Annotated in this window: 24 protein-coding genes and 1 pseudogene; 12 read left to right on the plus strand and 13 right to left on the minus strand. The window is 68.1% G+C overall.

Annotation, left to right across the window (positions count from 1 at the left end; all coding sequences use genetic code 11):
• Position 1: 1 nt before the first annotated feature.
• The 3 genes from JWP60_RS16835 to JWP60_RS16845 all read right to left on the minus strand — a co-directional run bounded on the left by JWP60_RS16835 (position 2) and on the right by JWP60_RS16845 (position 2,252).
• On the minus strand, positions 2–1,759 hold the full coding sequence (locus JWP60_RS16835; RefSeq protein ID WP_299793827.1) for a hypothetical protein: 1,758 nt from the start codon (positions 1,757–1,759) through the stop codon (positions 2–4).
• Positions 1,760–1,869: 110 nt separating this feature from the next.
• The gene (locus JWP60_RS16840; RefSeq protein ID WP_299793830.1) at positions 1,870–2,061 is read right to left on the minus strand and encodes a hypothetical protein; all 192 of its coding nucleotides are present in this window, start codon (positions 2,059–2,061) and stop codon (positions 1,870–1,872) included.
• Positions 2,058–2,252 carry a hypothetical protein gene (locus JWP60_RS16845; RefSeq protein WP_299793833.1) on the minus strand — a complete coding sequence of 65 codons (195 nt, stop codon included), beginning with the start codon at positions 2,250–2,252 and terminating at the stop codon, positions 2,058–2,060. Before JWP60_RS16845 ends, JWP60_RS16840 begins: the two co-directional genes overlap by 4 nt.
• A 108-nt stretch (positions 2,253–2,360) precedes the next feature.
• On the opposite strand from JWP60_RS16845, the gene JWP60_RS16850 reads away from it, so the two are divergent.
• Complete coding sequence (locus JWP60_RS16850) at positions 2,361–2,711, plus strand: Arc family DNA-binding protein (protein WP_299793836.1); 351 nt, start codon at positions 2,361–2,363, stop codon at positions 2,709–2,711.
• Positions 2,712–2,877: 166 nt separating this feature from the next.
• On the opposite strand, the gene JWP60_RS16855 is transcribed toward JWP60_RS16850, so the two are convergent.
• From JWP60_RS16855 to JWP60_RS16865, 3 genes are all read right to left on the minus strand, one after another.
• Positions 2,878–3,348, minus strand: a complete 471-nt coding sequence (locus JWP60_RS16855) for a hypothetical protein (RefSeq protein ID WP_299793839.1) — start codon at positions 3,346–3,348, stop codon at positions 2,878–2,880.
• 966 nt (positions 3,349–4,314) lie between these two features.
• Positions 4,315–4,578, minus strand: coding sequence for an AlpA family phage regulatory protein (locus tag JWP60_RS16860; RefSeq protein WP_299793842.1), 264 nt, complete (start codon positions 4,576–4,578; stop codon positions 4,315–4,317).
• A 44-nt stretch (positions 4,579–4,622) separates the two neighbouring features.
• The gene (locus tag JWP60_RS16865) at positions 4,623–5,909 is read right to left on the minus strand and encodes a site-specific integrase (protein ID WP_299793845.1); all 1,287 of its coding nucleotides are present in this window, start codon (positions 5,907–5,909) and stop codon (positions 4,623–4,625) included.
• A 189-nt stretch (positions 5,910–6,098) separates the two neighbouring features.
• Here JWP60_RS16865 and JWP60_RS16870 point away from each other — a divergent pair, with 189 nt between their 5' ends.
• Together JWP60_RS16870 and JWP60_RS16875 are read left to right on the plus strand one after the other, a co-directional pair.
• Positions 6,099–6,371 (plus strand): hypothetical protein, encoded by a 273-nt coding sequence (locus JWP60_RS16870; protein WP_299793848.1) that lies wholly within the window; start codon positions 6,099–6,101, stop codon positions 6,369–6,371.
• 132 nt (positions 6,372–6,503) lie between these two features.
• On the plus strand, positions 6,504–7,076 hold the full coding sequence (locus JWP60_RS16875; RefSeq protein WP_299793850.1) for a HutD family protein: 573 nt from the start codon (positions 6,504–6,506) through the stop codon (positions 7,074–7,076).
• A 3-nt stretch (positions 7,077–7,079) separates the two neighbouring features.
• On the opposite strand, the gene JWP60_RS16880 is transcribed toward JWP60_RS16875, so the two are convergent.
• Both JWP60_RS16880 and JWP60_RS16885 read right to left on the minus strand, forming a co-directional pair.
• Positions 7,080–7,286 carry a DUF3820 family protein gene (locus tag JWP60_RS16880; RefSeq protein WP_299793853.1) on the minus strand — a complete coding sequence of 69 codons (207 nt, stop codon included), beginning with the start codon at positions 7,284–7,286 and terminating at the stop codon, positions 7,080–7,082.
• A gap of 34 nt (positions 7,287–7,320) precedes the next feature.
• Positions 7,321–8,121 carry a metallophosphoesterase gene (locus tag JWP60_RS16885; RefSeq protein ID WP_299793856.1) on the minus strand — a complete coding sequence of 267 codons (801 nt, stop codon included), beginning with the start codon at positions 8,119–8,121 and terminating at the stop codon, positions 7,321–7,323.
• A 153-nt stretch (positions 8,122–8,274) separates the two neighbouring features.
• Here JWP60_RS16885 and JWP60_RS16890 point away from each other — a divergent pair, with 153 nt between their 5' ends.
• Positions 8,275–9,162 carry a nucleotidyltransferase gene (locus JWP60_RS16890; protein ID WP_299793859.1) on the plus strand — a complete coding sequence of 296 codons (888 nt, stop codon included), beginning with the start codon at positions 8,275–8,277 and terminating at the stop codon, positions 9,160–9,162.
• A 6-nt stretch (positions 9,163–9,168) separates the two neighbouring features.
• Here the strand turns inward: JWP60_RS16890 and wrbA are convergent, their stop codons facing one another.
• Together wrbA and JWP60_RS16900 are read right to left on the minus strand one after the other, a co-directional pair.
• Positions 9,169–9,771 (minus strand): NAD(P)H:quinone oxidoreductase, encoded by a 603-nt coding sequence (wrbA, locus tag JWP60_RS16895; RefSeq protein WP_299793862.1) that lies wholly within the window; start codon positions 9,769–9,771, stop codon positions 9,169–9,171.
• A gap of 106 nt (positions 9,772–9,877) precedes the next feature.
• Complete coding sequence (locus JWP60_RS16900) at positions 9,878–10,273, minus strand: phage holin family protein (RefSeq protein WP_299793865.1); 396 nt, start codon at positions 10,271–10,273, stop codon at positions 9,878–9,880.
• Positions 10,274–10,428: 155 nt separating this feature from the next.
• Here JWP60_RS16900 and JWP60_RS16905 point away from each other — a divergent pair, with 155 nt between their 5' ends.
• Complete coding sequence (locus JWP60_RS16905; RefSeq protein WP_299793868.1) at positions 10,429–10,620, plus strand: hypothetical protein; 192 nt, start codon at positions 10,429–10,431, stop codon at positions 10,618–10,620.
• A gap of 19 nt (positions 10,621–10,639) precedes the next feature.
• On the opposite strand, the gene JWP60_RS16910 is transcribed toward JWP60_RS16905, so the two are convergent.
• From JWP60_RS16910 to JWP60_RS16920, 3 genes are all read right to left on the minus strand, one after another.
• Complete coding sequence (locus tag JWP60_RS16910; RefSeq protein WP_299793871.1) at positions 10,640–11,026, minus strand: response regulator; 387 nt, start codon at positions 11,024–11,026, stop codon at positions 10,640–10,642.
• A gap of 195 nt (positions 11,027–11,221) precedes the next feature.
• Positions 11,222–12,118, minus strand: coding sequence for an NAD(P)-dependent oxidoreductase (locus tag JWP60_RS16915; RefSeq protein WP_299793874.1), 897 nt, complete (start codon positions 12,116–12,118; stop codon positions 11,222–11,224).
• 15 nt (positions 12,119–12,133) lie between these two features.
• The gene (locus JWP60_RS16920; RefSeq protein WP_299793877.1) at positions 12,134–13,108 is read right to left on the minus strand and encodes a quinone oxidoreductase; all 975 of its coding nucleotides are present in this window, start codon (positions 13,106–13,108) and stop codon (positions 12,134–12,136) included.
• 168 nt (positions 13,109–13,276) lie between these two features.
• Here JWP60_RS16920 and JWP60_RS16925 point away from each other — a divergent pair, with 168 nt between their 5' ends.
• The 7 genes and pseudogenes from JWP60_RS16925 to JWP60_RS16955 all read left to right on the plus strand — a co-directional run.
• Complete coding sequence (locus JWP60_RS16925) at positions 13,277–14,524, plus strand: hypothetical protein (protein ID WP_299793880.1); 1,248 nt, start codon at positions 13,277–13,279, stop codon at positions 14,522–14,524.
• Positions 14,525–14,643: 119 nt separating this feature from the next.
• Positions 14,644–15,639, plus strand: a complete 996-nt coding sequence (locus tag JWP60_RS16930; protein ID WP_299793882.1) for an LPXTG cell wall anchor domain-containing protein — start codon at positions 14,644–14,646, stop codon at positions 15,637–15,639.
• Between the two features lie 114 nt (positions 15,640–15,753).
• Positions 15,754–16,224 carry a hypothetical protein gene (locus JWP60_RS16935; RefSeq protein ID WP_299793885.1) on the plus strand — a complete coding sequence of 157 codons (471 nt, stop codon included), beginning with the start codon at positions 15,754–15,756 and terminating at the stop codon, positions 16,222–16,224.
• Between the two features lie 208 nt (positions 16,225–16,432).
• A complete protein-coding gene (locus JWP60_RS16940; RefSeq protein ID WP_299793887.1) occupies positions 16,433–16,780 on the plus strand; it encodes a DUF2946 family protein in 348 nt (115 codons plus the stop codon).
• Positions 16,781–16,859: 79 nt separating this feature from the next.
• Positions 16,860–19,211, plus strand: coding sequence for a TonB-dependent receptor (locus JWP60_RS16945; RefSeq protein ID WP_299793890.1), 2,352 nt, complete (start codon positions 16,860–16,862; stop codon positions 19,209–19,211).
• A 16-nt stretch (positions 19,212–19,227) separates the two neighbouring features.
• A complete protein-coding gene (locus JWP60_RS16950) occupies positions 19,228–20,643 on the plus strand; it encodes a PepSY-associated TM helix domain-containing protein (protein ID WP_299793893.1) in 1,416 nt (471 codons plus the stop codon).
• Between the two features lie 4 nt (positions 20,644–20,647).
• A pseudogene (locus JWP60_RS16955) lies at positions 20,648–20,832 on the plus strand (energy transducer TonB); the annotation flags it as partial.

Raw genomic sequence — 20,832 nt, forward strand, 5'->3', positions numbered from 1 at the left:
CTTACTCCGCTGTCGCGACGATGACCCTGCCAGCATCCTTCGCGCGTAGAGCACCGCCTTCGGCGAAGTGCTTGGGCATCTGGTCCTGCAGCAGCACGCTCGCCATGTCGATCGCACGGTCCAGACGCTGGGCGATCTCCTCCGCCGAATCGATGTCGTTGATCACTCCGGACTGCACAGCGCCGGCGGCTTCCCGCATTGCGCGCCAGTCGCTCGGCGTCGGAGTGCGCCCGGTGGCGAACACAGACGCCATCCTGCCCAGCCAACAGCCGGCTTGGCGTGCGACCTCCAACCTATTCCGGTCGGGGCGACCGTCAGCCGACACTGCGGTGTCATGGAGCTCGCTGCTGGTGTCACTCAAGAACTCGCGAACGAGATGCAGCGACGTCCGCAGCGCCGGCCAACGACCATCGAACTCGCCCGACTTGGCGATCTCGGCCGCCAGGGCGTCACGCAGTTGCGGCAGCAGGCGCAGCGCCTCCTCTTCGTCCCCGCGCGTCACGGCTTCCTCGGCCTGCGAGGAAAAGCTGCCGGGCGCTTCCGCGCGATAGAGGGTATCGTCGCCATCAGGCGCGTGTTCCGCAGCCTCGATGTACACGCTCACGCGGTCAATGAGTTCGCCCAATGGGCTCTGCGGGCCCTTCTGGTCTTCCTCGGTCAGGCCGCCCAAGAACGTGTTGAGGCGCCGATGCAGGTCCAACAGCGCCTGCGCGAGCTTCACGTGCTCCGGCTCCTGCGAGTTGCGGGCCATTCCGACGCTGGTGCGAGCGCGGTGGACGTGCTTGCGGACTTCCTGCAGGGCCTGTCGCGTGTCGGCCATGGAGAGGGAGAGTTCCGCCTGAAAAGCGGCATCGCTCGCCTCCTTCAACTGCTCCGACGTGTCTTGGTCAAGGAGCCCGCGCTCGAACATTTCCTTTGCGACGGTCGCCAAGTTCGTGAGGTTCTCTCTCACCGAGTCAACCAGCACGGTGGCGGGCTGGCCTCCGGCCAGGTAGCGCACAGCTGCGCCACCGAACCACTCCTCATATCTCAGACTGCGGATCTGGTCGGAGCTGTCGCCGCCGACGAGCTTCGAAGCGAGCGCCGCCAGGAAGCCTCGGCGCAGCTCAGGGCGCTGAACGACCTTGTCGAAGAAGCGTTCCGTGAAGACGTTCTGCGGAACGCCAGGCCCACGGTATGCCGCCTCCAGGGCCGCCTCGTCACTGCCTTCAAAGGTCTCTGCGGCCGCCACCATGTCGGCGCACACTGCCTTGCCTTCCATGAAAGCTGGCACGAGAGCTTCCTCGGAACGCGCATTTTGCAGTGGCGGCACGTCCTTGAGGCCACATTCGCCCGCGATGGTGCTGATGGCCTCCAGGCGCACTGCGACCGGCTCTAGGATCTCTAGCAGACCCGGCGCCGTGTCGGGCAGGTGCATCGCGGCCACGATGTACGCGTGGGCCGGCATCCCGAACGCTTCGTCATAGTCGCCGGAGTTCCCGACGTTGAGGAGGTGGCGATGCTGCGAGATTAGGTCCAGCACGTCGTGGATCAGCGTACGGGCCATCCAACCGTGCTCGCTGCTTTCCAGCGCAGGAATATCGTTCGCGACCTCGAGCCGATCCTGCACCTCCGACAGCAGGTCGCGCACCTGCTCGCGCCATGTGGGCGTCGGCGCCACCGGCTGGTCCAGCGCCGCGCCCTTGGCGCGCGTCTTCGGTTCGTTTGCGGTGCGGTGCGCGCGCGCTGCGCGCACGGGCGCCTGGGTGCTAGAGTTCATGTGTTGGTCCTCGCTTGCTTTGATAGGTCGGCTGGGGGTCTTCCAAGAGGCTCGGACCGTTGGCGCGGTCGCGGGCCTCAACTACTTCGGAATAGGTGGCGACGTTGCCCTCACGGGGACAAGCTAGTCCCCGATGATGGTTTGCGCTGCTCCTGCTGCTGCCGATACTGCTGCAGCACCCAGGCGGTTTGGTTGGCGACGCTGCGATGGTTCTTTGCGGCCTCGTCCTTGAGCCACGCGGCGAGCTCAGGCGGAATCCGCAAGCCAACGGGAACGGCGCGGCCACTGGAATGCGTGCTCATGCCGTCGCCACCTCGGCGGAAACCTGCACGCCGCTGACGAACGCTGCTTCCACGAACACCAGCTTTCCCCAGATGTTCATCTGCTCGCGGTTGAAGATCTCGCGGCCTTGGTCCGGAACCCAAACCACAAATTGCGGACGCTGCGTCTTGCTCGCCTTCGCAGCTTGCTTGATCGCCATCGACTGGTTCATCTTCGCTCCTTCTCTATGGCGTCACGCCATATGCACAAATCTATGGCGTCACGCCATACCTTGCAACACCGTCTGTCTGGTGGCGCCACGCCATGTATGCTCAGGCGCATGGCAGAGAAGCAGCGGCGTGCCGCGACCAGCAACGACTCGGAGAAATTCATCGTGCGGCTGCCGGACGGAATGCGCACACGCATAGCAGAGGCTGCGGCAGCCAATCACAGGACGATGAATGCGGAGGTCGTGTCTCGGCTCCAGCAAAGCTTTGAACGGCCATCGGGGCTAATTTCAGATCTCTCGCTGGATTCGGACCGAAGACTCAGCCTGAAGACGCTTGCACGCGAAATTGCGAAGGCGCTAAGGGACGAGTTATCCAGCATCACCGCTCAGCAGACCAGATCAGCGCCGCCGGCTGAAGCGACCAAAGTCACAAAGCGCGCGAGAACTACCGCCCGGAAGTAGATCTGCAGCAGCGGCTTCATCCGACAAGGCGGAAGCGATGGCGGCCAGTGCCCGCCAGGCCAAACTGATCCGGTTCGCCACCGAAATCAAGGTGCGCGCCGAGCAGCGCACGCGTGAGTGAGTCGATCTGCGCCTCCAGCTTTTCCGCCTGGGACGATTGCCCCGCCTAAGCTTCACCAGCCGCGACGATCGCAACGCCTCCGACACGAGCGGCCCATGTCAGGGCGAACAGCACCGCCACCAGGCCGGTAAACGCCCACATGCCTTTCAACGCAGTTGCCACCAGTGCGAAGGGGACTACCGCGCCTCCGAATGCCATTACGCCCATGAGGACGGCGAACGTTCCCCACAACTCGTACGTCAGCACAAAGCTGACAAGCCACGAGGTGAGACCAAGCAAAAAAGAGCTGAAGAAGATCACCGTCCCTGCCGCCGGGCGAGCGCGCCTGAACGCTGTGCAGAGTAGCGCCAACGCGTCGATCGCAATTGCCAGCCAGCACAGTCCAATCAGTGGCGGTAATGCCTTCTCCGCGAACCACCTGGCTCCGAGCACGAACACAGCGGGAATGCACAGGACGGCCAGGAGGATCGTCAAGCCGAGCGCCAACGCTCCAAATTGTCGGATCTTCGAGCCCATGTCGACCTCCTGCCAGCGCTTCGCCGTGCCTGATCGTCAGCGCAATTGGCACAGGGTTCAAGTGCCACACGTCACATGGGCGCGGCGTTGGTCGGGCCGATATGACGCCCATCACCCGTGCTTCATGATCTTCGCCCAGAGCAGCATCACCGCCCCCGGGTGCGTGCTCGACGGAGCCGGCGCATCGGGGTGCGTGGCAGAAGTTCGACCGGCCGCCCGCCTACAGGCGCCGCAGATGCACCACCAACCTGACCACGGCGGTCCGCTGAAATTCCTTGACCTACTACAGAGCCTCTCGAGGGACCTGGGGCGGACTCAGAATCCCATCAATGCAAATGCGTTCGGGGGCGTACCGCCGTGTTAGGGGACGTGACCACCCCGCCTAAAAAAGAAGCAGCCAAGGTGATAACGGTGATCAAGGCACGCCCTTCCTGAAGCGAAGGTGCTCAGAAGATGCTCAGTCTCCAGACGTGAGCACCTTCGAATTCTTCGGGCCTTTTTGAGCACCTTCGGGCCCGCGCAGTCTGCTGCCCTGGCCCAGCCCGAACTACGCCATGGGTCCGGCCGACGCGCCCAGGAACGGCACGCGCAGGTCGCATTGGGCCTTCACAGCGCGCACGGCGCGTGCCAAGTCAGTCGGGAACGGGTATTCGGGCGCGGTGGCCAGCAACCAGTTTCCCCCGTCCGGGTCGCGGTCACCTGGTACTGGCAGGCCCTCCACGAATAAGGTCGGTTTGGGGGTGAAAGCTGGGACGGAGGCGTCCGCGTCTAGGTGGAACCAGATTGCGCGGACGATTTCTTCCGCGACGCATACTTTTCGATTCATTGATATCTCCAGGCCCGAAATGGGCGACCCCCATGTTCTTGTCACGAGGCGTGGTCTGGTGACGATTTAATGGTCCCGCCTCGTCTTCGCGAAAAGAAAAAGCGGCCGACGGGCCGCTTGAGAGCTGGGGGTAGGCCGCTTCAGCGAGGACGCTGGAGCCAGGCGCGAACGTCCTGCACGCGCCAGGCCGTGACGCGCTCGGACAGCTTCACCGGAGCCGGGAAGTCCTTGCTCTTGACCTTGCGCCAGAGCGTCGCCGCGGAAAACGGGACGATGCCGGGAATCAGCGCTGACTGGCGGATGAAGCCCTCCAGCGGCAGTACACGGGCGCGGGCCTCCAACTGCTCAACCGGGGAGGTCGCAAGGTGGGAAGCGGGGATGCTCTCGGGCGGGTTGAAGGCCATGGGAATCACTCAATGAGTTGTGGTTCCCGGTCTAGGCCCCCTGTTTATTCGCTCGACCCTGACGAGCGCACCCCGCCTACCTTGCGTGGCTTGAGCGGGACAACGGTGCCCGCTCGCGGCGCTTCAATGGCGCAAAACGCGGCCCAGTCGTTCATCATCCGTCGGCGCTTTTCCAGCATGTCCCCGCGGCGGTAGGCTGCCTCGGTTTTGCTGGGGATCTGATGCGCCAGCGCCACCTCGGAGAGCTCGTGGGGATAGCTCGTTTGTTCTGCGCACCAGTCGCGAAAGGTGGAGCGCAAACCGTGCGGAACGCAGATGTCTCCCTTCGCGTCCTTCACTTTCATCCGGCGCATCACCTGCAGCATCGTCATGTCCGAGATGGCCCCACCCCGTGCCGAAGCGAACACATACTCGGTCCCTTCAATCCTCGGCTGCGCCTTCACTAGCTTGAGGGCCGCCGCGGAGAGCGGAACCCGATGCTCCACGCCAGCCTTCATGCGCTCCGCGGGGATGGTCCAGACCCGTGCTTCCAGGTCAAGCTCCGTCCAAAGAGTGCCACGCACCTCTCCCGAGCGCGTTGCCGTCAATGTGGCGAACTGCAGCGCCTTGGACCCTGTGCCGGGAACCTGGCGCAGCCTCGCAAGAAAGCTCCCGACCTGCGCGACCGGCACAGCCGGAAAGTGCTCGTCCTTGGTGATCTTCTTTGGGGAGGGGAGCATCAGCGCCAGGTGCCCCGTCCACCGCGCCGGATTCAGTCCCGTGCGATACCCGCGTGCAATCGCCAGGTTCAGCACCGACTCAATCCGTCCGCGCAGTCGCGATGCGGTTTCGGTCTTGGTCGTCCAGATCGGTTCCAGTGCGGCGAGGACGTGCGCGACCTCCACGTCCCGAATGAGGAGATTGCCGAACTCCGGATAGGCATAGGTCTTCAGCGTGCTTACCCACTGCGCCCGATGCTTTGCGTTCTTCCAGCCTTTTTCGTGCGTCTCGATGTAGGCCGCTGCGCATTCCTCGAAGGTGACGTCCTTGGCGCGGCTGGCGGCTAGCGCACTCTTCGCTGCCTTTGCGTGCTCGATCGGGTCGATGCCCGCCTTTACCTGCGCTCGCGCCGTCCGCGCCGCGTCGCGAGCGCCTGCGAGCGTGACATCGGGAAAGCCGCCAAGTCCCATGTCCCGGCGCTTGCCAGCAATGGACACCCGCAGGATCCAGCTCCTCGCGCCCGTATCGGTCACCTGAAGCGCCAAACTGGCGACGCCGCCCACAAAGTGCAGCCCGGGCTCGGTGAGCCTCGAGACGGCCAGCGGTCCCAATTCCTGCGCCTTCTTGGGCATGCAGCCATCCCTATTCCATCTTCCTACCCATCATTGTTGATGAGACTACCTGAACAGTCAAGACTCGTCCTGCAATGGTCTCCCTCGGAGTGACGGACCCCCGCCCAATAGGGTGAGATGACATGAGATGATGTGGCCCTTGCAATGGCGGACACAGCCTCCGCCACGTGATGACGGTAGAGTTGAGCAATGAATATTGAACTCCGGTACCAGTTCACCGATGCGTGTTCGTCAGCGCTGGTCGCGTCGGGAGCAAAGAGCACGACCTTCCCCGGTAACGCCAATGTGCCGTCTCCCGTGGTCGGGGACTTGTTGTCGTTCGCGCATTGGACGCCCATCGTTTTCCGCGTGGTACAGCGCGAGCTTCACTGGGCGGCCCAAGATCACCTGATCATCACGTACACGCTGGACTTGCCGGGCGACTTCCTTCCCGATCGGCAAAGAAAAGCCGCAGCGGATTAGAGCCGCAGGGCCGAAGCTCTGCCACGCTTGCGCAAGCGTCGATTCCGGTCGGCGCCCCGCCACGCAGCCCTCCTCACCGCCCGGGCGTTCGCGAGAGGCTGTGTTCCATGCAGTCCGCTGTATCCTGCGCTGATGTCCCCCAGCCCCGCGGCGCCCTGGACGACCGTCGCCTTGCAGGCGGCGCGTCCGCAGCCGTGGCGCAGCGGCGCCGGCGTGACGCGCGAGTTGCTGGCGTGGCCTTCGGCCGAAGACGCGCGACTGCACCTCTGTGTGGACGACGTGCATACCGCCAGCGCCTTGCCGCGCAGGGAGGGCAGCGAGCGCTGGTTGGCCGTGCTCGAAGGCGAAGGCGTGCTGCTGCGGGTGCCGAAGGCCAGGCATCGCCTCACGCGCGCCGGCGAGCCCCTGCGCCTCGATGCCGGCATCGTCGCGGATTGCAAACCCTTGCGCGGCCCGGCTCGCGACCTGCACCTGCTGGCCATGCCCGGGCGCGCCGTGCTGCTGCGGGTGCGCGGCGAGCTGACCTTCGCCACCGGCGGCCTGACGCTGCTGGCGGTGTATGCGCACACGGCCGCCGCCCGGATCAGCGCGGGGCCCGCGACCCTGAGCGTGCCGGCTTACCACCTCGGATGGGTGCTGCAGGAGGAGCCCCTGGCCGGCATCGTCGCGGGTGCCGACGCGCTCTGGCTCGAAGCCACGCCCTGAGGACTACGACCGCAGCGGCGCCAGCAGGTGCCGCAATCCGTTGTGATCGATCTCGTGCATCAAGGCCAGCAGCCGGCCCAGTTCGCCCGAAGGAAATCCCTCGCGGGCGAACCAGTTCAGGTAGTTGCCCGGCAGGTCAGCGATCAGCGTGCCCTGGTACTTGCCATAGGGCATTTCGACCTGCACCAGGCGCAACAAGGGGTCGCTCATGGCGCGCTGGTCTCCGTCGTCTCCAAACACAGCTTCAGTGGCCCGCCATGGCGGCGGGATCTTCCGCGGCAGCCGGGTCCGGCTCCTCGCTGCCCTCGCGCGGCACTTCGTAGATGTGAAAGGGCGGCTGGTCCGGCCGGCTGCGCTGCAGCAGCGGCTTGGCCACGTTGAACACCGGCACGCCGTTGATCGTGCGGCCCTCCAGCGTGCCGCGGTGGGCATGGCCGTGAAAGACCGCGTCCACCGGATAGCGCAGCAGCGGCTCCTCGAGCCGGCTGCTGCCCAGGAAAGGGAAGATGTCGACCGGCTCGCCGGCCACCGTGCCCGCGATCGGCGAATAGTGCAGCAGCGCGATGCGTCGCGTGGTGCGCAGCTTGGCCAGCGCCGACTCGAGCTTCATCGCCTCGTGCAGCGCCTCCTGCACGAACTGCTTGATCACCGGCTCGCCCCAGGCGCCCAGCGAGCCGCGGCCGAAGCCGCCGGCAAACCCCTTGGCCCCGGCGATGCCCACGCCCTCGATCTCCACCGCCTCGCCATCGAGCACGCGCACGCCTGCGCGCTTGAGCACCTCGGTGACGATCTCGGGCGTGCCCGATTCGTAATCGTGGTTGCCCAGCACGGCCACCACCGGCACCTTGACCAGCGCGAGCTCGTCGACCAGCACCTGCGCCTCTTCGGCCGTGCCGTAGTCGGTGAGGTCGCCGCACAGCAGCAGCGCATCGCCCGCCTCCGAGGCCTGCGCGAAGAAGGCGCGCAGGAGGCCGGCGGAATCCTTGTTGACGTGGATGTCGCCGACGACGGCAAAGCGCACGCTGCGGGGGGACTTGGGGGGCATGGCTGGGTTGGCTCTCCTTGCCAGGCGATGCTGCCCGCATCCGCTGAGGCTGCCTGTAGGCCGAGGCTGACGCTTCTTGCGGTGTCCGGTCCTTAGTGGCGGAGGCGTCCCGGCCGAGGTGATCGCCCCAGGCCTGTGCGTAAGCTTTCCGGCATGTCGTCCACCGCCGCACTTGCCCCGTCCCTGGAGGACGAGGTCGACCCCGAAACCGCCGCGTTCTACCGGCGCGCCCTGCGGGTGCTGGTCGACGCGCGAATCCCCTTCCTGGTGGGCGGCGCCTTCGCGCATGCCTGCTTCACCGGCATCCGCCGATCCACCAAGGACCTGGACCTGTTCATCCGGCAGGAGGACTACGAGCGCATTGCCACGCTGATGCGCGCCGAAGGCTGGCAGGCCGAGATGACCTATCCGCACTGGCTCGCCAAGGTGTTTTGCGGCGAAGAATTCATCGACCTGATCTTCAACTCGGGCAACGGCGTCACGCCGGTGGACGAGTGCTGGTTCCGCGACAACGCGCAAGCCGAGGTGCTGGGCGTGCCGGTACGCATCGCCAACCTCGAGGACGGGCTGCTGTCCAAGGCCTTCATCATGGAGCGCGAGCGCTACGACGGCGCCGACATCGCCCACCTGCTGCAGGCCAATGCCGAACAGGTCGACTGGCCCGGCCTGCTGGCGCGTTTCGGTAGCAACTGGCGCGTGCTGCTTGCGCATCTCACGCTGTTCGGCTTTGTCTATCCCGGCGAGCGGCATCGCGTTCCGCAGTGGGTGATGGAGCAATTGCTCGCCCGTCTCGCGGACGAGGTGCGCCAGCCGCCCCCCGAGGACCCGCACGTCTGCGCCGGCACGCTGCTCTCGCGCGAGCAGTACCTGTACGACGTCGAGCGTCTCGGCTACATGGACGGTCGGCTTACCGCGGCGAGCACGATGACCGAAACGGACGTCGCCCACTGGACGCAGGCCATTCCGTCGCGCCAGGCGACCGCTCCCGGCGCGGCGCTGCCCGATCCGGTGACTGGCGCCCTGCCCGGCGCGGCCCACTGAAGGCGATCAGCCGAACAGCTTGCTGGCGATCTGCGCCACGTGCTTGCCCTGGAAGCGGGCCATGCCCAGCTCCTGCTCGCTGGGCATGCGCTCACCCTGGCCCCCGGCAATGGTGGCAGCGCCGTAGGGGCTGCCGCCCTTGATCTCGTCCAGGCCCATCTGCCGCTGATCCGCGTACGGCAGGCCGACCACGATCATGCCCTGGTGCAGCAACGTGGGAATGAAGGTGAGGATCGTGCTTTCCTGGCCGCCATGCTGCGTCGCGGTCGAGCAGAACACCGAGCCGACCTTGCCGACCAGCGTTCCGTTCATCCACAAGGCACCGGTCTGGTCGAGAAAGGTCCGCATCTGGCCGCTCATGTTGCCGAAACGCGTGGGTGTGCCGAACAGGATCGCGTCGTAGTTGGCCAGCTCCGCGGGTTGCGCCACCGGCGCGGCCTGGTTCTCCTTGCCGTGCGCGGCCTTGAACAGGTCGGGCGGCATCGTTTCGGGCACGCGCTTCAGGTCGACCGTTGTGCCCGGCACTTCGCGCGCGCCTTCGGCGACGGCTTTGGCCATCGCCTCGATGTGCCCGTAGAAGCTGTGATAGAGGACCAGGACCTTTGCCATGGGACACCATGCAGTGGGGAAGGGACGTCCACTCTACGACCTAAACTAGGCGCCGGGTGCTTGCAGCCTCCTGGTCGGGGTGGACTCGCGCGGCGATTGCACTTGCCTAGAGCCAGACCGTCCCATGCGGCATCTGCACCTCGGCCCCCGGATCGCCGATGCTGAGGAGCGCACCGAACACCAGGCTCAGCACCCCGATGAAGATGCTGGCGAGGAAAGCGGTGCCGAAGCCCGCGATGGTGAAGCCCCGCACCAGCCGCGCCACCAGCATCAGCATCAGCGCGTTGATCACCAGCAGGAACAGCCCGAAGGTCACCAGCGTCAGCGGCAAGGTCAGCAAGACCAGCACCGGCCGCACGATCGCGTTCGCCAGCCCGAGCAGCAGCGCCGAAATGATCAGCGCGCGGGCGCCGTCGAAGCGCAGGCCCTTGAACAGGCGGTCGGCGAGCCACAGCGACACCGCGGTGCCGGCCCAATGGAGCAGGAAGGGAACAAGCATCATGACGCTGCCGAGGATAACGGCCGGCGCGCCCGCGTGGGCCCCGCGCGGCGCCTGCCTGCGTACGTTGGGGCCCGATCCGCACTTCAAACGATACGGGCCGGACCGCTAGACAGCGGGCGCATCCCCCCGCTACCATCCGCCCCGGACCTTTCGCCATGCCAGACCGCACCCTCTTGCCCGACCCCGAGGTCAGGCCGCCCGAATACCGCGTGCCACGCGGGCGCAGCGGCGTGGGTGCGCAGTCGGCACTCGACACCCTCGTCAAGGACCTCGAACGCATCCGCCTGGCCAAGCAGGCGTACGGGGACGTGCCGCGCGCCATCGAAGGCTTGCAACTGCGCTTCTGAGGCCAGCGCCCGGGGCGCTTCAGGAATTCGCCGGCGCCCCGTGCAGCCGCTGATTCAACCAGGCAATGAAGGGGCCGGTGTAGCTTTTCTCGAACACCGCATCGGCGCCCAGCTGCATGCAGTGCCGCTCGACCGCCGGCGACAGGAAGCTGCTGAACACCACCACGCTGCCATCCATCCGCACCTGCCTGGCCTTGCGGATGACGTCGAGCCCCGAGCCTTCCGCCAGGACCAGGTCGACGATCGCCAGGTCCCAGCCGAGCGCATTGCCCTCCAGCCACGCCAGTGCCTCCGCTTCCGTTCGGGCGGTGGCGACGACATGGGCGCCTCCGACAAAGCTCAAGAGATCCTGCATCAACCCGTGCATGGGCTGCAGGTCCTCGACCAGGAACACCCGTTTTTCCAACACCACCTCCAAAACAACACCTCTGCGACACACTTGCGGGCAGGGTAGCGCTTTCCAAACGCAGCCGCAGAAACTCGCTGTGTCCGCTGACGCCCGGCCCGGTGTTCGCCCTGCGGGCCGCCAGCATCCCGGCCGGCACGAGCGGCTGCGTGCCGCTCCCGGACAGGGTCTGCGCAGGGGTGGGATAAGGGCTCGCTAAGGCGGCGACAGCGGCTCGCCGCGGCCGCCGGCCAGCAGCGAGACCAGCTCGGGCACGAGCGCGTCGGGCCCGCTGCGCGCCAGCGCGTCCTGCAAGGTCGAAAGCACGGCCGCCGCGATCTCGCGCGCTGCCCCCGCTTCGGCCGCCATCGCGTGGTAGTAATCGAGGTCCTTGCGGGCATTGGCGATCGAGAAGCGCAGGCCGGCAGGGTCGTGCGCCAGCAGGTAGGGCTTGATGCGTTCCAGCGCGATGCCCCCGCCGCCGCCCTGGGCCAGCACGTCGACGAAGGCGCTCGGCGCCACGCCGCTGCGCTGGGCGCACGCGCCCGCTTCCGCGAGCAGCGTCACCATGCCGAGCGACACGTAGTTGTGCAGCAGCTTCATGCTGTGGCCGGCGCTCACCGGGCCGACGTGCGTGATGTTCTCCGCGAAGCATTGCAAGAGCGGGCGGCACTCCCGCAGCAGGCCGGCATCGCCACCCACCAGCAGGTTCAACCGACCTTCCGCCGCCTCCTTGGGCGTGCGCGTCATCGGCGCATCGAGGAAGCGCGACCCCGCCGCCTGCACGGCGTGCGCCATGCGAGCGCTGGACGAAGGCATCGCGGTGGAACAGTCGATCACCACGCTGCCGCGGCGCAGTCCTGCCAGCACGCCGCCCGCCCCGGTCAGCACGGCCTCCACCTGCGGCGAGCCGGTCAGCACCAGGATCATCACGTCCGAGCGTGCCGCCAGTGCCTCCAGGCTGGTGAAGGTCTGCGCGCCGGCAGCGACCAGCGCTGCCAGCGGCTGGTTGCCCGCATGCTCGAACACGCCCAGCTCCCAGCCATGCTTCAGCAGATTGCTGGCAATGCCGTGGCCCATCATGCCGATGCCCACCATGCCGATCTTCTTCATTGCGCGCTCTCCGTGTCAGGTCTTCAGGATGATGGGCCGGCTCGCGCTGCGCGCCTCGAGCAAGGCATGCGCCGCCGCGGCCTCGGCCAGCGGGAACTCGATGGCCGCCGGCACGCGCAGCCAGCCGCGCGCCAGCGCGTCGAACAGCGCGGCGCTCATGGCCTGCAGCGCGCCCGGCTGCGCCGCGTAATGGAACACCACCGGCCGCGACACCGTGGTGCTGCGCGCCTGCAAATCGCTCAAGGCCAGCGGCGGCACCGGCCCCGAGGCCTGGCCGAAGTTCACGAGATGCGCGCACATCGCCAGCGAGGCCAGCGACCCGGCGAAGCTGTCGTGGCCGACGCCGTCGTACACCACGTCGACCCCGCGCCCACCCGTGATCTCGGCCACCCGCGCCGCCACATCCTCTTCGCGATAGAGGATCACCTGCTCGCAACCGGCTGCGCGCGCCAGCTGCACCTTGGGCTGCGAGCCGACCGTGCCGATCACGCGGGCCCCGAGCTGCCTCGCCCACTGCACCAGCAACTGGCCGACGCCGCCGGCCGCCGCCTGCACGAGCACCCACTCGCCGGGCGCGATGCGATGCACGCGCTGCACCAGCATCTCCACGGTCAGCCCCTTGAGCAGCACGGAGGCGGCGGTGCGGTCGTCCACGTGCGGCGGCAGCGGCACGGCGATCCGCGCGGGCAGCAGCCGCTCGCTGGCATAGCAGCCATAGGCGCGAGTGACGTAGCCCACGCGGTCGCCCACCCGCAGACCGTCGACGCCGGTCCCGACTTGTTCGATCACGCCCACCGCCTCGATCCCGGGGATGCCGGGCGGCGTCAGCGTGCGGTACTGGCCCGTGCGCACGTAGACGTCGTGGAAGTTGACGCCGATCCACGTCTGGCGCAGCCGCACTTCGCCCGGACCCGGCGCAGCGACCGTGATTTCGCGCGGGCGCAGCACCTCGGGGCCGCCATATTCTTCGAGCAGGATCGCCTGGGGCATCGGGCGATGCTAAACCCTGGCCAGGCACCAAGGCCTGGCGCGGGGCTGCCGAGCTCGGGGCTGGGTATCGCTCGTTCCGCAACAGGTCACTCAGGGTTTCCCCAGTGAACTTTCGCTTGCGTCCCGCCTAGCCTGCTCGCTTCGCAAGGCATTTCTCCGGAGGCAGTCATGGGTGCAGTACATGGTGCGATCGGTGGCTCCCGTCGTGGCGCCACGGCAGCCGGGGCGCTGCTCCTGCTGGCGGGCAGCGCCTGGGGCCAGGCCAACCTGCCGCCCGGGCCCGGGCGCGACGTGGTCGCGGCCAAGTGCTACGCGTGTCACGCTTTCGAGGCGCGCGTGGGCAACGGCTACACGTCCGAGGGCTGGGACACCGTGCTGCGCATGATGCGCAACCAGGGCGCGCCGCTCACGGCCGACGAGGTGGCGCAGATCCGGCCTTACCTGGTCGCCAATTTCCCGGAGAAGAACAAGGTGCCGGCGGTGATCGTGCCGGGCCCGCTGCAAGTGAACATGCAGTCCTTCCAGGTGGCGACCCCGGGCTCGCGTCCGCACGATCCGCTGGCGACCCGCGACGGCGCGGTCTGGTACACGGGGCAGATGAGCAACGTGCTGGGCCGGGTCGACCCCAAGAGCGGGCAGGTGCGCGAGTTCGCCTTGAAGACGCCGCACTCCGGCCCGCACGGCCTGGTGGAAGACCGCGCCGGCAACATCTGGTACACGGGCAATACCGGCTCGCTGGTCGGCCGGCTCGATCCGCGCAGCGGCACCGTCACCGAATACCCGATGCCGGAAGGCAAGACCGACCCGCACACGCTGGCCTTCGACCGCGACGGCATCCTGTGGTTCACGCTGCAGAACGCCAACCAGGTCGGCCGGCTGAACCGCACGACCGGCGAGCTGAAGTTCGTCACCATGCCCACCCCCGGAGCACGGCCCTACGGGATGGCGTTCGATCCCCGCGGCATGCTGTTCGTGGTGGAGTTCGGCACCAATGGCATTGCCTTGATCAACCCCGCGACCATGGCGGTGCGCGAATTCAAGCTGCCCGATGCCGGAGCGCGGCCGCGCCGCATCGCCATCACGCCGGACAACAAGGTCTGGTACACGGACTATGCGCGCGGCACGCTCGGGCGGCTCGACCCGGCCAGCGGCGAAGTCAAGGAATGGCTCTCGCCCAGCGGCGCCGGCTCGGCGCCCTACGGCATCTCGGCGATCGGCGACACTCTCTGGTACAGCGAATCGGAATCGAGCCCCAACACGGTGGTGCACTTCGATCCAGCCAGCGAGAAATTCCAGAGCTGGCCCATTCCGGGCGGCGGCAAGATCGTGCGCAATACCTCGGTCACGTCCGAGGGCAACCTCGTGCTCGCCAACAGCCTGGCCGATACGGTGACCGTCGTCACGATCCCCCGCTGACGATTGCCTGAGCCGCCCCCTTGCAGCCGGCCGACCCGGTCCTACCTTGGGGGCGTGGGGCTGCCACAGGAGGTGGCCCGTGTGCCGCGCATGATGCGCGGCAGTTTCCGGGAGAATCGATGAAAACCAGCAGACTCCTTTGCGTCCTGGCCTGGCTGCTGCTCGCGTTGTGCAGCGCGGGCCTGCGGGCGCAGACGGCCGCCGAGCCCACCGTGCACCAGATCTACGAGACGGCCAGCCGCGGTGACTTGCGCGGCGCGCAGGCCATGGTCGACGACGTGATCCGCCGGCATCCGCAAAGCGCCAAGGCGCATTTCGTCAAGGCCGAACTGGCCGTGCGCCAGCGCGACCCGGCCACCGCGCGCAGCGAACTTCAGGCGGCCGAGAAACTCGCTCCGGGCCTGCCCTTCGCCAAGCCCGAGGCACTGAGTGCCCTGCGCTCCGAGGTCGATCGACTCGCTACCGCCGACACCAGCAGCACGCCCGCCGCGCGGCCGCAACGCACCGACGCGCGCCGCATGGGCGCGCCGCAGCCAGCGCCAGCCACGGGCGGCGGCTTTCCCGTCGGCGGAGTGCTGATCGGGGCGGTGGTCATCGGCGGGCTGTTCCTGCTGCTGCGACGCCGGCGCCAACCGCCGCCGTATGACGCGCGCGGCCCGGTGGGCTACGGGCCGGGGCCGGGGCCGGCGCCAGCCAATCCCTATGCCCGTGACGACGCGTTCGGTCGCGGCTACGGACCAGGCTACCCGCCGCAGCCCGGCTCCGCCCCGTATGCCGCGGGTCCCGCGCAGGGCGGCCTGGGCTCGTCGCTCGCCGGGGGCCTGGGCACCGGACTGGCCGTGGGCGCCGGTGTCGTCGCGGCCGAGGAGATCGGCCGGCGGATGTTCGACCATGGGCACGACGCCAGCACCCACTTGCAGGATACGCCGCTGGCCGACCACGGCGGCGCCAATGCGAACAGCCCGCTGGCGCACGATGCGGGCGTCGACGCCTTCGGCGGCGCGCCCGACCCCGACATGGGAGGCCAGGACTTCGGCATCGCCGACAACGGCGGCTGGGACGACGCCGGCGGTGGTGGCCTGGACGACGTGGGCGGCGGCGACTGGGATCGCTGATCGCTGCCGGCCGGCTCTGCGGGTGGTGCCGTCCGACACGGCGAGCGCCGCCGCTCCTGCGCCGCCCCCCTGCAGCTTCTGGGAGGCTGACTCCAGCACACAAGGGGAACGGCCATGGGTTGGAACCGCAATCACGCAGCACGCCTGCTGCACGGCGAGGAACGGGCCCTGTTCGAGGCGAGCCTGCCCGAACGCGCCCACGCCTTGAGCGACCGGCAACTGCTCGCCAGCGCAGAGAAGCTGCGCCGCACGCGCGAGCGCCTGAGCGAGCGCGAGCCCAAGGCGCAGATGCTGGGCGAAGCGCTGCTGCGCGTCGAGCAGGAGGCGTCCCGGCGCAAGATCTCCGGGCCCGAGACGCTGACCGGGCCGCGCGCCGGCCGCACCGGCGGCCTGGGCTCGCGCGCCGAAAAGCCGTCGGAGGGCACGCAGGGCCGAACGACCAAGGCGCAGCCGCAACCGGGGCGCAGCAGCAAATCGCCCAACGCCGCTGGCCGCACGGCGGGCAACAGCGACAAGCCGCAGGCACAGAAAGCCCGCCGCAAGCGCGACGACCTGCCGCTGCCGGTGCGCGACACGACAGCCTGAGGCCGGCCGCTGCCCTGGGTCTGCGCGCCCGGGGAAACCCAGCGCGGCCACCCCGGAGTTGGGGAATTCTCCCCAGTCACGGCACGGACGTCGCGACCTGGACGGCACGTTGGTGCCATTGTTTCCAAGGGTAAACCGGCCTGGCTGAGCCGCCGGTCGTCGAGCGCCATGACATGGCCCGGCGTTTGCAGTGGTCCTTCACACGATCATGGATGCCCTGCGCCGCGCCCACCGCCTGACCCGCCTGCTGCTGGCGTGGTTCGCGCTGTCGGTGGGCTTCGCGATCGCGGCGCCGGTGCTGCAGCCGCAGTCGATCGAGCTGGTCTGCTCCGGCACCGGCGGCATGAAGATGATGGTGGACGACGAGGGCGGTGTTCCCGACCCCGGCGGCCACATGAAGGACTGCCGCCTGTGCGTCATGACCGGCGTGCCGGTGACACCGGTGGTGTTCGTCGCGCACGCGCCGCCGGCGCAGCCTCCCGCTTGTGTCCTGCCCGTTCCCGTGGTCGCCCGGACGGCGACCTACTTTCTCGCTCGAGCTCCACCACTCCGCTGACGTTTTCCTGGTTCGCGGCCGTTGTCGCAGGTGCTGCCTGCGTGCCTGCCCCCTCACGTCAGATCCCGGAGTCCGAGAAATGCGCAAGAAACGCATGGCCCTGGCTGTTGCCATGGCCTTCCCGATCCTCGCAGGCGCCCAGAACGCGCCGACCAAATCGCTCGGCGTCGTCACCATCACCGAGGGCCAGCCGACCTCGCTGCCGACACAGATCCCCACCACCATGGAGAGCGTCACCCGCCAGGACATCGAGCAGAAGATCAACGCCACCGACAGCGAAGACGCGCTCAAGTACCTGCCCAGCCTGCTGGTGCGCAAGCGCTATATCGGCGACTACAACCACGCCATCCTTTCCAGCCGCGCCTCGGGCACCGGCAACAGCGCCCGCTCGCTGGTCTACGGCGACGGCATCCTGCTGTCGAACCTGCTGGGCAACGGCGTCGGCGGCCTGAGCTTTCCGCCCCGCTGGGGCTTGGTGACGCCGGAGGAGATCGAGCGCGTCGACGTGATGTACGGCCCGTTCTCCGCGGCCTATCCCGGCAACTCGGTGGGCGCGGTGGTCGACTACGTGACCCGCATGCCGACGCAGTTCGAGGCGCACGGCAAGGTCGGTTTCCAGGTGCAGCCCTTCGAGCTGTACAACACGGACCAGACCTTCCGCTCCTGGGAAGCCAGCACCTCGGTCGGCAACCGCAACGGCGACTGGTCCTGGTTCCTGAATTTCAACCACACGGACAGCGAGAGCCAGCCGCTGACGTTCGCGACCCGGCTGGTCAGCCAGGGCACGCCCGGTACTGCCGGCACGCCGGTCACCGGCGCCGTGGTGGAGCGCAACAACGCCAACCTGCCCGAATTCATCCTGGGCACCCAGACGCAGTACCACACGAAGCAGGACCACGCCAAGGTCAAGGTCGCCTACGACTTCTCGCCCACGGTGCGCGCAGCGTACACGCTGGGCTTCTGGCAGAACGATTCCTTCGGGGACTCGGCCAGCTACCTGCGCGGGCCCACGGGCAACACCGTCACCAGCGGAGCCATCAACATCGGCGGCACCCAGTTCCCGGCCCTGACCGGCGCGGACTTTCCGCTGACGCAGGAGAGCCTGACGCACTGGATGCACGGCCTGTCGATCAAGAGCCATACGCAGGGCGTGTTCGACTGGGAGCTGGCAGCCAGCCTCTACGACTACAGCAAGGACATCAAGCGGCAGAACGCGGCGAGCAACCCGATCCCGGCGGCGCGCGACGGCGGCGCCGGCACGATTGCCGACGGCAGCGGCACCGGCTGGAACACGCTGGCGGCGCGCGGCACCTGGCGGCCCTTCGGCCAGAACGGGCCGCACATCTTCGAGGGCGGCCTGCAGCAGGACAGCTTCAAGCTGGATTACCTCACCAGCAATGCAAGCGATTGGCTCAACGGCGTGCCCACCACGCCGGTCAGCGATGTCGCAGGCAAGACGCGTCTGCGCAGCGCCTGGGCACAGGACGCCTGGAGCTTCGCGCCCGCATGGAAGACGGTGCTGGGCGGCCGCTACGAGCGCTGGGACGCCTATGACGGCCTGACCTTCATCGCCGGCACGCCGACGGCGACGAATCTCACGCCGCCCCCGCTGCTGAACACGCCGCAGGCGACGCGCTCCGAATCGCACTTCTCCCCCAAGGCCGCGGTGTCCTGGCAATGGCGGCCCGACACGGTGATCAAGGCCTCGGTCGGCCGCGCCGTGCGCATGCCCACGGTGCAGGAGCTCTACGGCGCGACTTCCACCACCAACTCGCTGTTCATCAACGACCCGAACCTGCGGCCCGAGAAGTCGTGGACCACGGAGTTGTCGCTCGAGAAGGACCTGGGCAACGCGCTGGTGCGAGCCACGCTGTTCACCGAAAACACGCACGACGCGATCTATTCGCAGCTGCTGCCGGTGATCGGGACCAACGGCAACCTCATCAACGTCAGCCGCGTGCAGAACGTCGACCGCATAGCCACGCAGGGCCTGGAGTTCGCCGCCAACGCCGCCGATGTCTGGTTGCACGGCCTGGAGCTGCAGGGCAGCCTGACCTACGCGCACTCCATCATCAAGGAGAACGCGGGCTTCGTCGTGACGCCGGGCGACACGATCGGCAAGCGCCAGCCCAACATCCCGCTGTGGCGCGCCACGGCATTGGCCAACTATCACTGGTCGCAGCAGCTCTCGACCAGTATCGCCGCCCGCTACAGCGGCAAGCAGTTCCGCACCCTGAACAACAGCGACGTCAATGGTTTCACCTACCAGGGCGTCAGCAAGTTCTTCACCGTGGACCTGCGCGCCGTGTACCAGGCGACCAAGGCGACGTCGGTGGCGTTCGGCATCGACAACGTCAACAACTACCAGTACTGGAATTTCCACCCGTATCCGCAGCGCACCTACGTCGCGGAAATGAAGGTGGACCTGTAAGCCAAGGGAGACCGCCATGAAGACTCCAGCCTTCGTTCTTGCGCAGCGGCGCAGCCTGTTCTGGCGCATCCACCTGTGGGCGGCGCTGATCGCCTCGCCGTTCGCGCTGGTGGCGGTGCTGACCGGGCTGCTGTACGTGTTCACGCCGCAGATCGAAGGCATGCTGTACGAGCACCTGGACACCGTCCGGCCCATGGCGGCGCGGCGTCCGCTCGACGAGGTGGTGCAGGCCGCGCGCGAGGCGGCCCCCGGCGGGCTGGAGCTGCGCTCGGTCAACGTGCCGGCACTGGCCGAGCGCTCGGTGCAGGTGTTCTTCAGCCCGCGCAAGCCGGGCGCGGCCGCTGCCGTGTCGGCGCATGCGGAGCACACGGGCCACGCCCAGCATGCAGGGACCGCCGCCGCGGCGCAGCCCGTCGCCGCGACGCCCGCCGCCCCCGAACCGTCGCAGTTCGGCGAGCGCCTGCCCCGCGGCGTCGTCGTCTACGTCAATCCCTACACGGCCGAAGTGCTGGGCAGCCACGCCGAGATGGAGCGCTTCAACCTGTGGGCGCGCCGCCTGCACTCTTCGCTGCTGCAAGGCGATGGCTGGCGCTGGATGATCGAGCTGGCCGCCAGCTGGATGATGGTGATGCTGCTGACCGGCGTGTACCTGTGGTGGCCGCGCCGGCGAGCACGCGTGCTGCCCGACGCGCAGGCCCGCGGCCGCGGCGCCTGGAAACAGTGGCACGCCTTCATGGGCGTGGCGCTGTCGGTCATGAGCCTGGCGATCCTGACCACCGGCCTCACCTGGAGCCGCCATGCCGGCGACCAGATCCGCTTTGCCCGCGACTTCCTGGGCCAGGCCTCGCCCAGCGCGCCCCGCGGCCTGCAGTCCGTCGCGGCGCACGGCCAGCCCGCGCTGGATTGGCAGTCGGTGCTGGCGATCGCGCAGCGGCAGGCGCCCCACGTGGCGACGCAGATGATGCCGCCACGCGGCGCCGCCGGCGTCTGGCGCTTGAACAACCTCGATCGCGGCCAGGCGCTGGGCCGCTTCAACCTCGTGCTGGATGCGTACAGCGGCAAGACGCTGTTCTTCGCCGGCTGGCAGGAGCAGACCGCCTTCGGCAAGGCGACCGCCATCGGCATTCCCTTCCACCGCGGCGAGTTCGGCTGGTGGAACCAGGCACTGTTGTTCCTGTTTGGCACGGGCGTGCTGTTCTCGGTGGTCTCGGGCTGGGTGATGCTGCTCAAGCGGCGCCGCCACGGCGCAGCGCTGCTGCCGCGCCTGATGGCCGGTGCCTGGACCTCGATGCCGCTCGCCGGCTGGGCCGTCGGCGGCGTGCTGTGCGTCGCGCTGCCCCTGCTGGCCGCATCGGCCGCGGTGGTCGTCCTCGTCGAAGCCCTGATCGACTGGCGCCGCCGCGCGGCCGCCCCGCTGCTGGCGCGGAGCTGATGCCATGAAATCGAACCGTTCCCTGTTCGTGGCCGGCAGCGTGGTGCTGCTGCACGTCGGCGGCGTGTGGGCGCTGCAGACCGGACTGGCGCAGCGCATCGTGATCGACGCCGAGCCGCAGGCGCTGATGGCGGAATTCATCGAACCGGAACGGCAGGTCGTCGCACCGCCGCCGCCGCCCCCGCGGCA

Origin of the sequence: Ramlibacter sp. (assembly GCF_028291745.1) — a bacterium.
Taxonomy (GTDB): domain Bacteria; phylum Pseudomonadota; class Gammaproteobacteria; order Burkholderiales; family Burkholderiaceae_C; genus Ramlibacter.

What these genes read in the sequence shown, in the direction of transcription:
- wrbA (WP_299793862.1), bottom strand. Translation starts at nt 9,771, where the DNA reads ATGGCAAAGGTCCTGGTCCTCTATCACAGCTTCTACGGGCACATCGAG.
- JWP60_RS16850 (WP_299793836.1), top strand. Translation starts at nt 2,361, where the DNA reads ATGGCAGAGAAGCAGCGGCGTGCCGCGACCAGCAACGACTCGGAGAAA.
- JWP60_RS16885 (WP_299793856.1), bottom strand. Translation starts at nt 8,121, where the DNA reads ATGCCCCCCAAGTCCCCCCGCAGCGTGCGCTTTGCCGTCGTCGGCGAC.
- JWP60_RS16880 (WP_299793853.1), bottom strand. Translation starts at nt 7,286, where the DNA reads ATGAGCGACCCCTTGTTGCGCCTGGTGCAGGTCGAAATGCCCTATGGC.
- JWP60_RS16865 (WP_299793845.1), bottom strand. Translation starts at nt 5,909, where the DNA reads ATGCCCAAGAAGGCGCAGGAATTGGGACCGCTGGCCGTCTCGAGGCTC.
- JWP60_RS16940 (WP_299793887.1), top strand. Translation starts at nt 16,433, where the DNA reads ATGGATGCCCTGCGCCGCGCCCACCGCCTGACCCGCCTGCTGCTGGCG.
- JWP60_RS16915 (WP_299793874.1), bottom strand. Translation starts at nt 12,118, where the DNA reads ATGAAGAAGATCGGCATGGTGGGCATCGGCATGATGGGCCACGGCATT.
- JWP60_RS16920 (WP_299793877.1), bottom strand. Translation starts at nt 13,108, where the DNA reads ATGCCCCAGGCGATCCTGCTCGAAGAATATGGCGGCCCCGAGGTGCTG.
- JWP60_RS16905 (WP_299793868.1), top strand. Translation starts at nt 10,429, where the DNA reads ATGCCAGACCGCACCCTCTTGCCCGACCCCGAGGTCAGGCCGCCCGAA.
- JWP60_RS16900 (WP_299793865.1), bottom strand. Translation starts at nt 10,273, where the DNA reads ATGATGCTTGTTCCCTTCCTGCTCCATTGGGCCGGCACCGCGGTGTCG.
- JWP60_RS16930 (WP_299793882.1), top strand. Translation starts at nt 14,644, where the DNA reads ATGAAAACCAGCAGACTCCTTTGCGTCCTGGCCTGGCTGCTGCTCGCG.
- JWP60_RS16855 (WP_299793839.1), bottom strand. Translation starts at nt 3,348, where the DNA reads ATGGGCTCGAAGATCCGACAATTTGGAGCGTTGGCGCTCGGCTTGACG.
- JWP60_RS16870 (WP_299793848.1), top strand. Translation starts at nt 6,099, where the DNA reads ATGAATATTGAACTCCGGTACCAGTTCACCGATGCGTGTTCGTCAGCG.
- JWP60_RS16890 (WP_299793859.1), top strand. Translation starts at nt 8,275, where the DNA reads ATGTCGTCCACCGCCGCACTTGCCCCGTCCCTGGAGGACGAGGTCGAC.
- JWP60_RS16845 (WP_299793833.1), bottom strand. Translation starts at nt 2,252, where the DNA reads ATGAACCAGTCGATGGCGATCAAGCAAGCTGCGAAGGCGAGCAAGACG.
- JWP60_RS16860 (WP_299793842.1), bottom strand. Translation starts at nt 4,578, where the DNA reads ATGGCCTTCAACCCGCCCGAGAGCATCCCCGCTTCCCACCTTGCGACC.
- JWP60_RS16925 (WP_299793880.1), top strand. Translation starts at nt 13,277, where the DNA reads ATGGGTGCAGTACATGGTGCGATCGGTGGCTCCCGTCGTGGCGCCACG.
- JWP60_RS16935 (WP_299793885.1), top strand. Translation starts at nt 15,754, where the DNA reads ATGGGTTGGAACCGCAATCACGCAGCACGCCTGCTGCACGGCGAGGAA.
- JWP60_RS16950 (WP_299793893.1), top strand. Translation starts at nt 19,228, where the DNA reads ATGAAGACTCCAGCCTTCGTTCTTGCGCAGCGGCGCAGCCTGTTCTGG.
- JWP60_RS16840 (WP_299793830.1), bottom strand. Translation starts at nt 2,061, where the DNA reads ATGAGCACGCATTCCAGTGGCCGCGCCGTTCCCGTTGGCTTGCGGATT.
- JWP60_RS16875 (WP_299793850.1), top strand. Translation starts at nt 6,504, where the DNA reads ATGTCCCCCAGCCCCGCGGCGCCCTGGACGACCGTCGCCTTGCAGGCG.
- JWP60_RS16835 (WP_299793827.1), bottom strand. Translation starts at nt 1,759, where the DNA reads ATGAACTCTAGCACCCAGGCGCCCGTGCGCGCAGCGCGCGCGCACCGC.
- JWP60_RS16945 (WP_299793890.1), top strand. Translation starts at nt 16,860, where the DNA reads ATGCGCAAGAAACGCATGGCCCTGGCTGTTGCCATGGCCTTCCCGATC.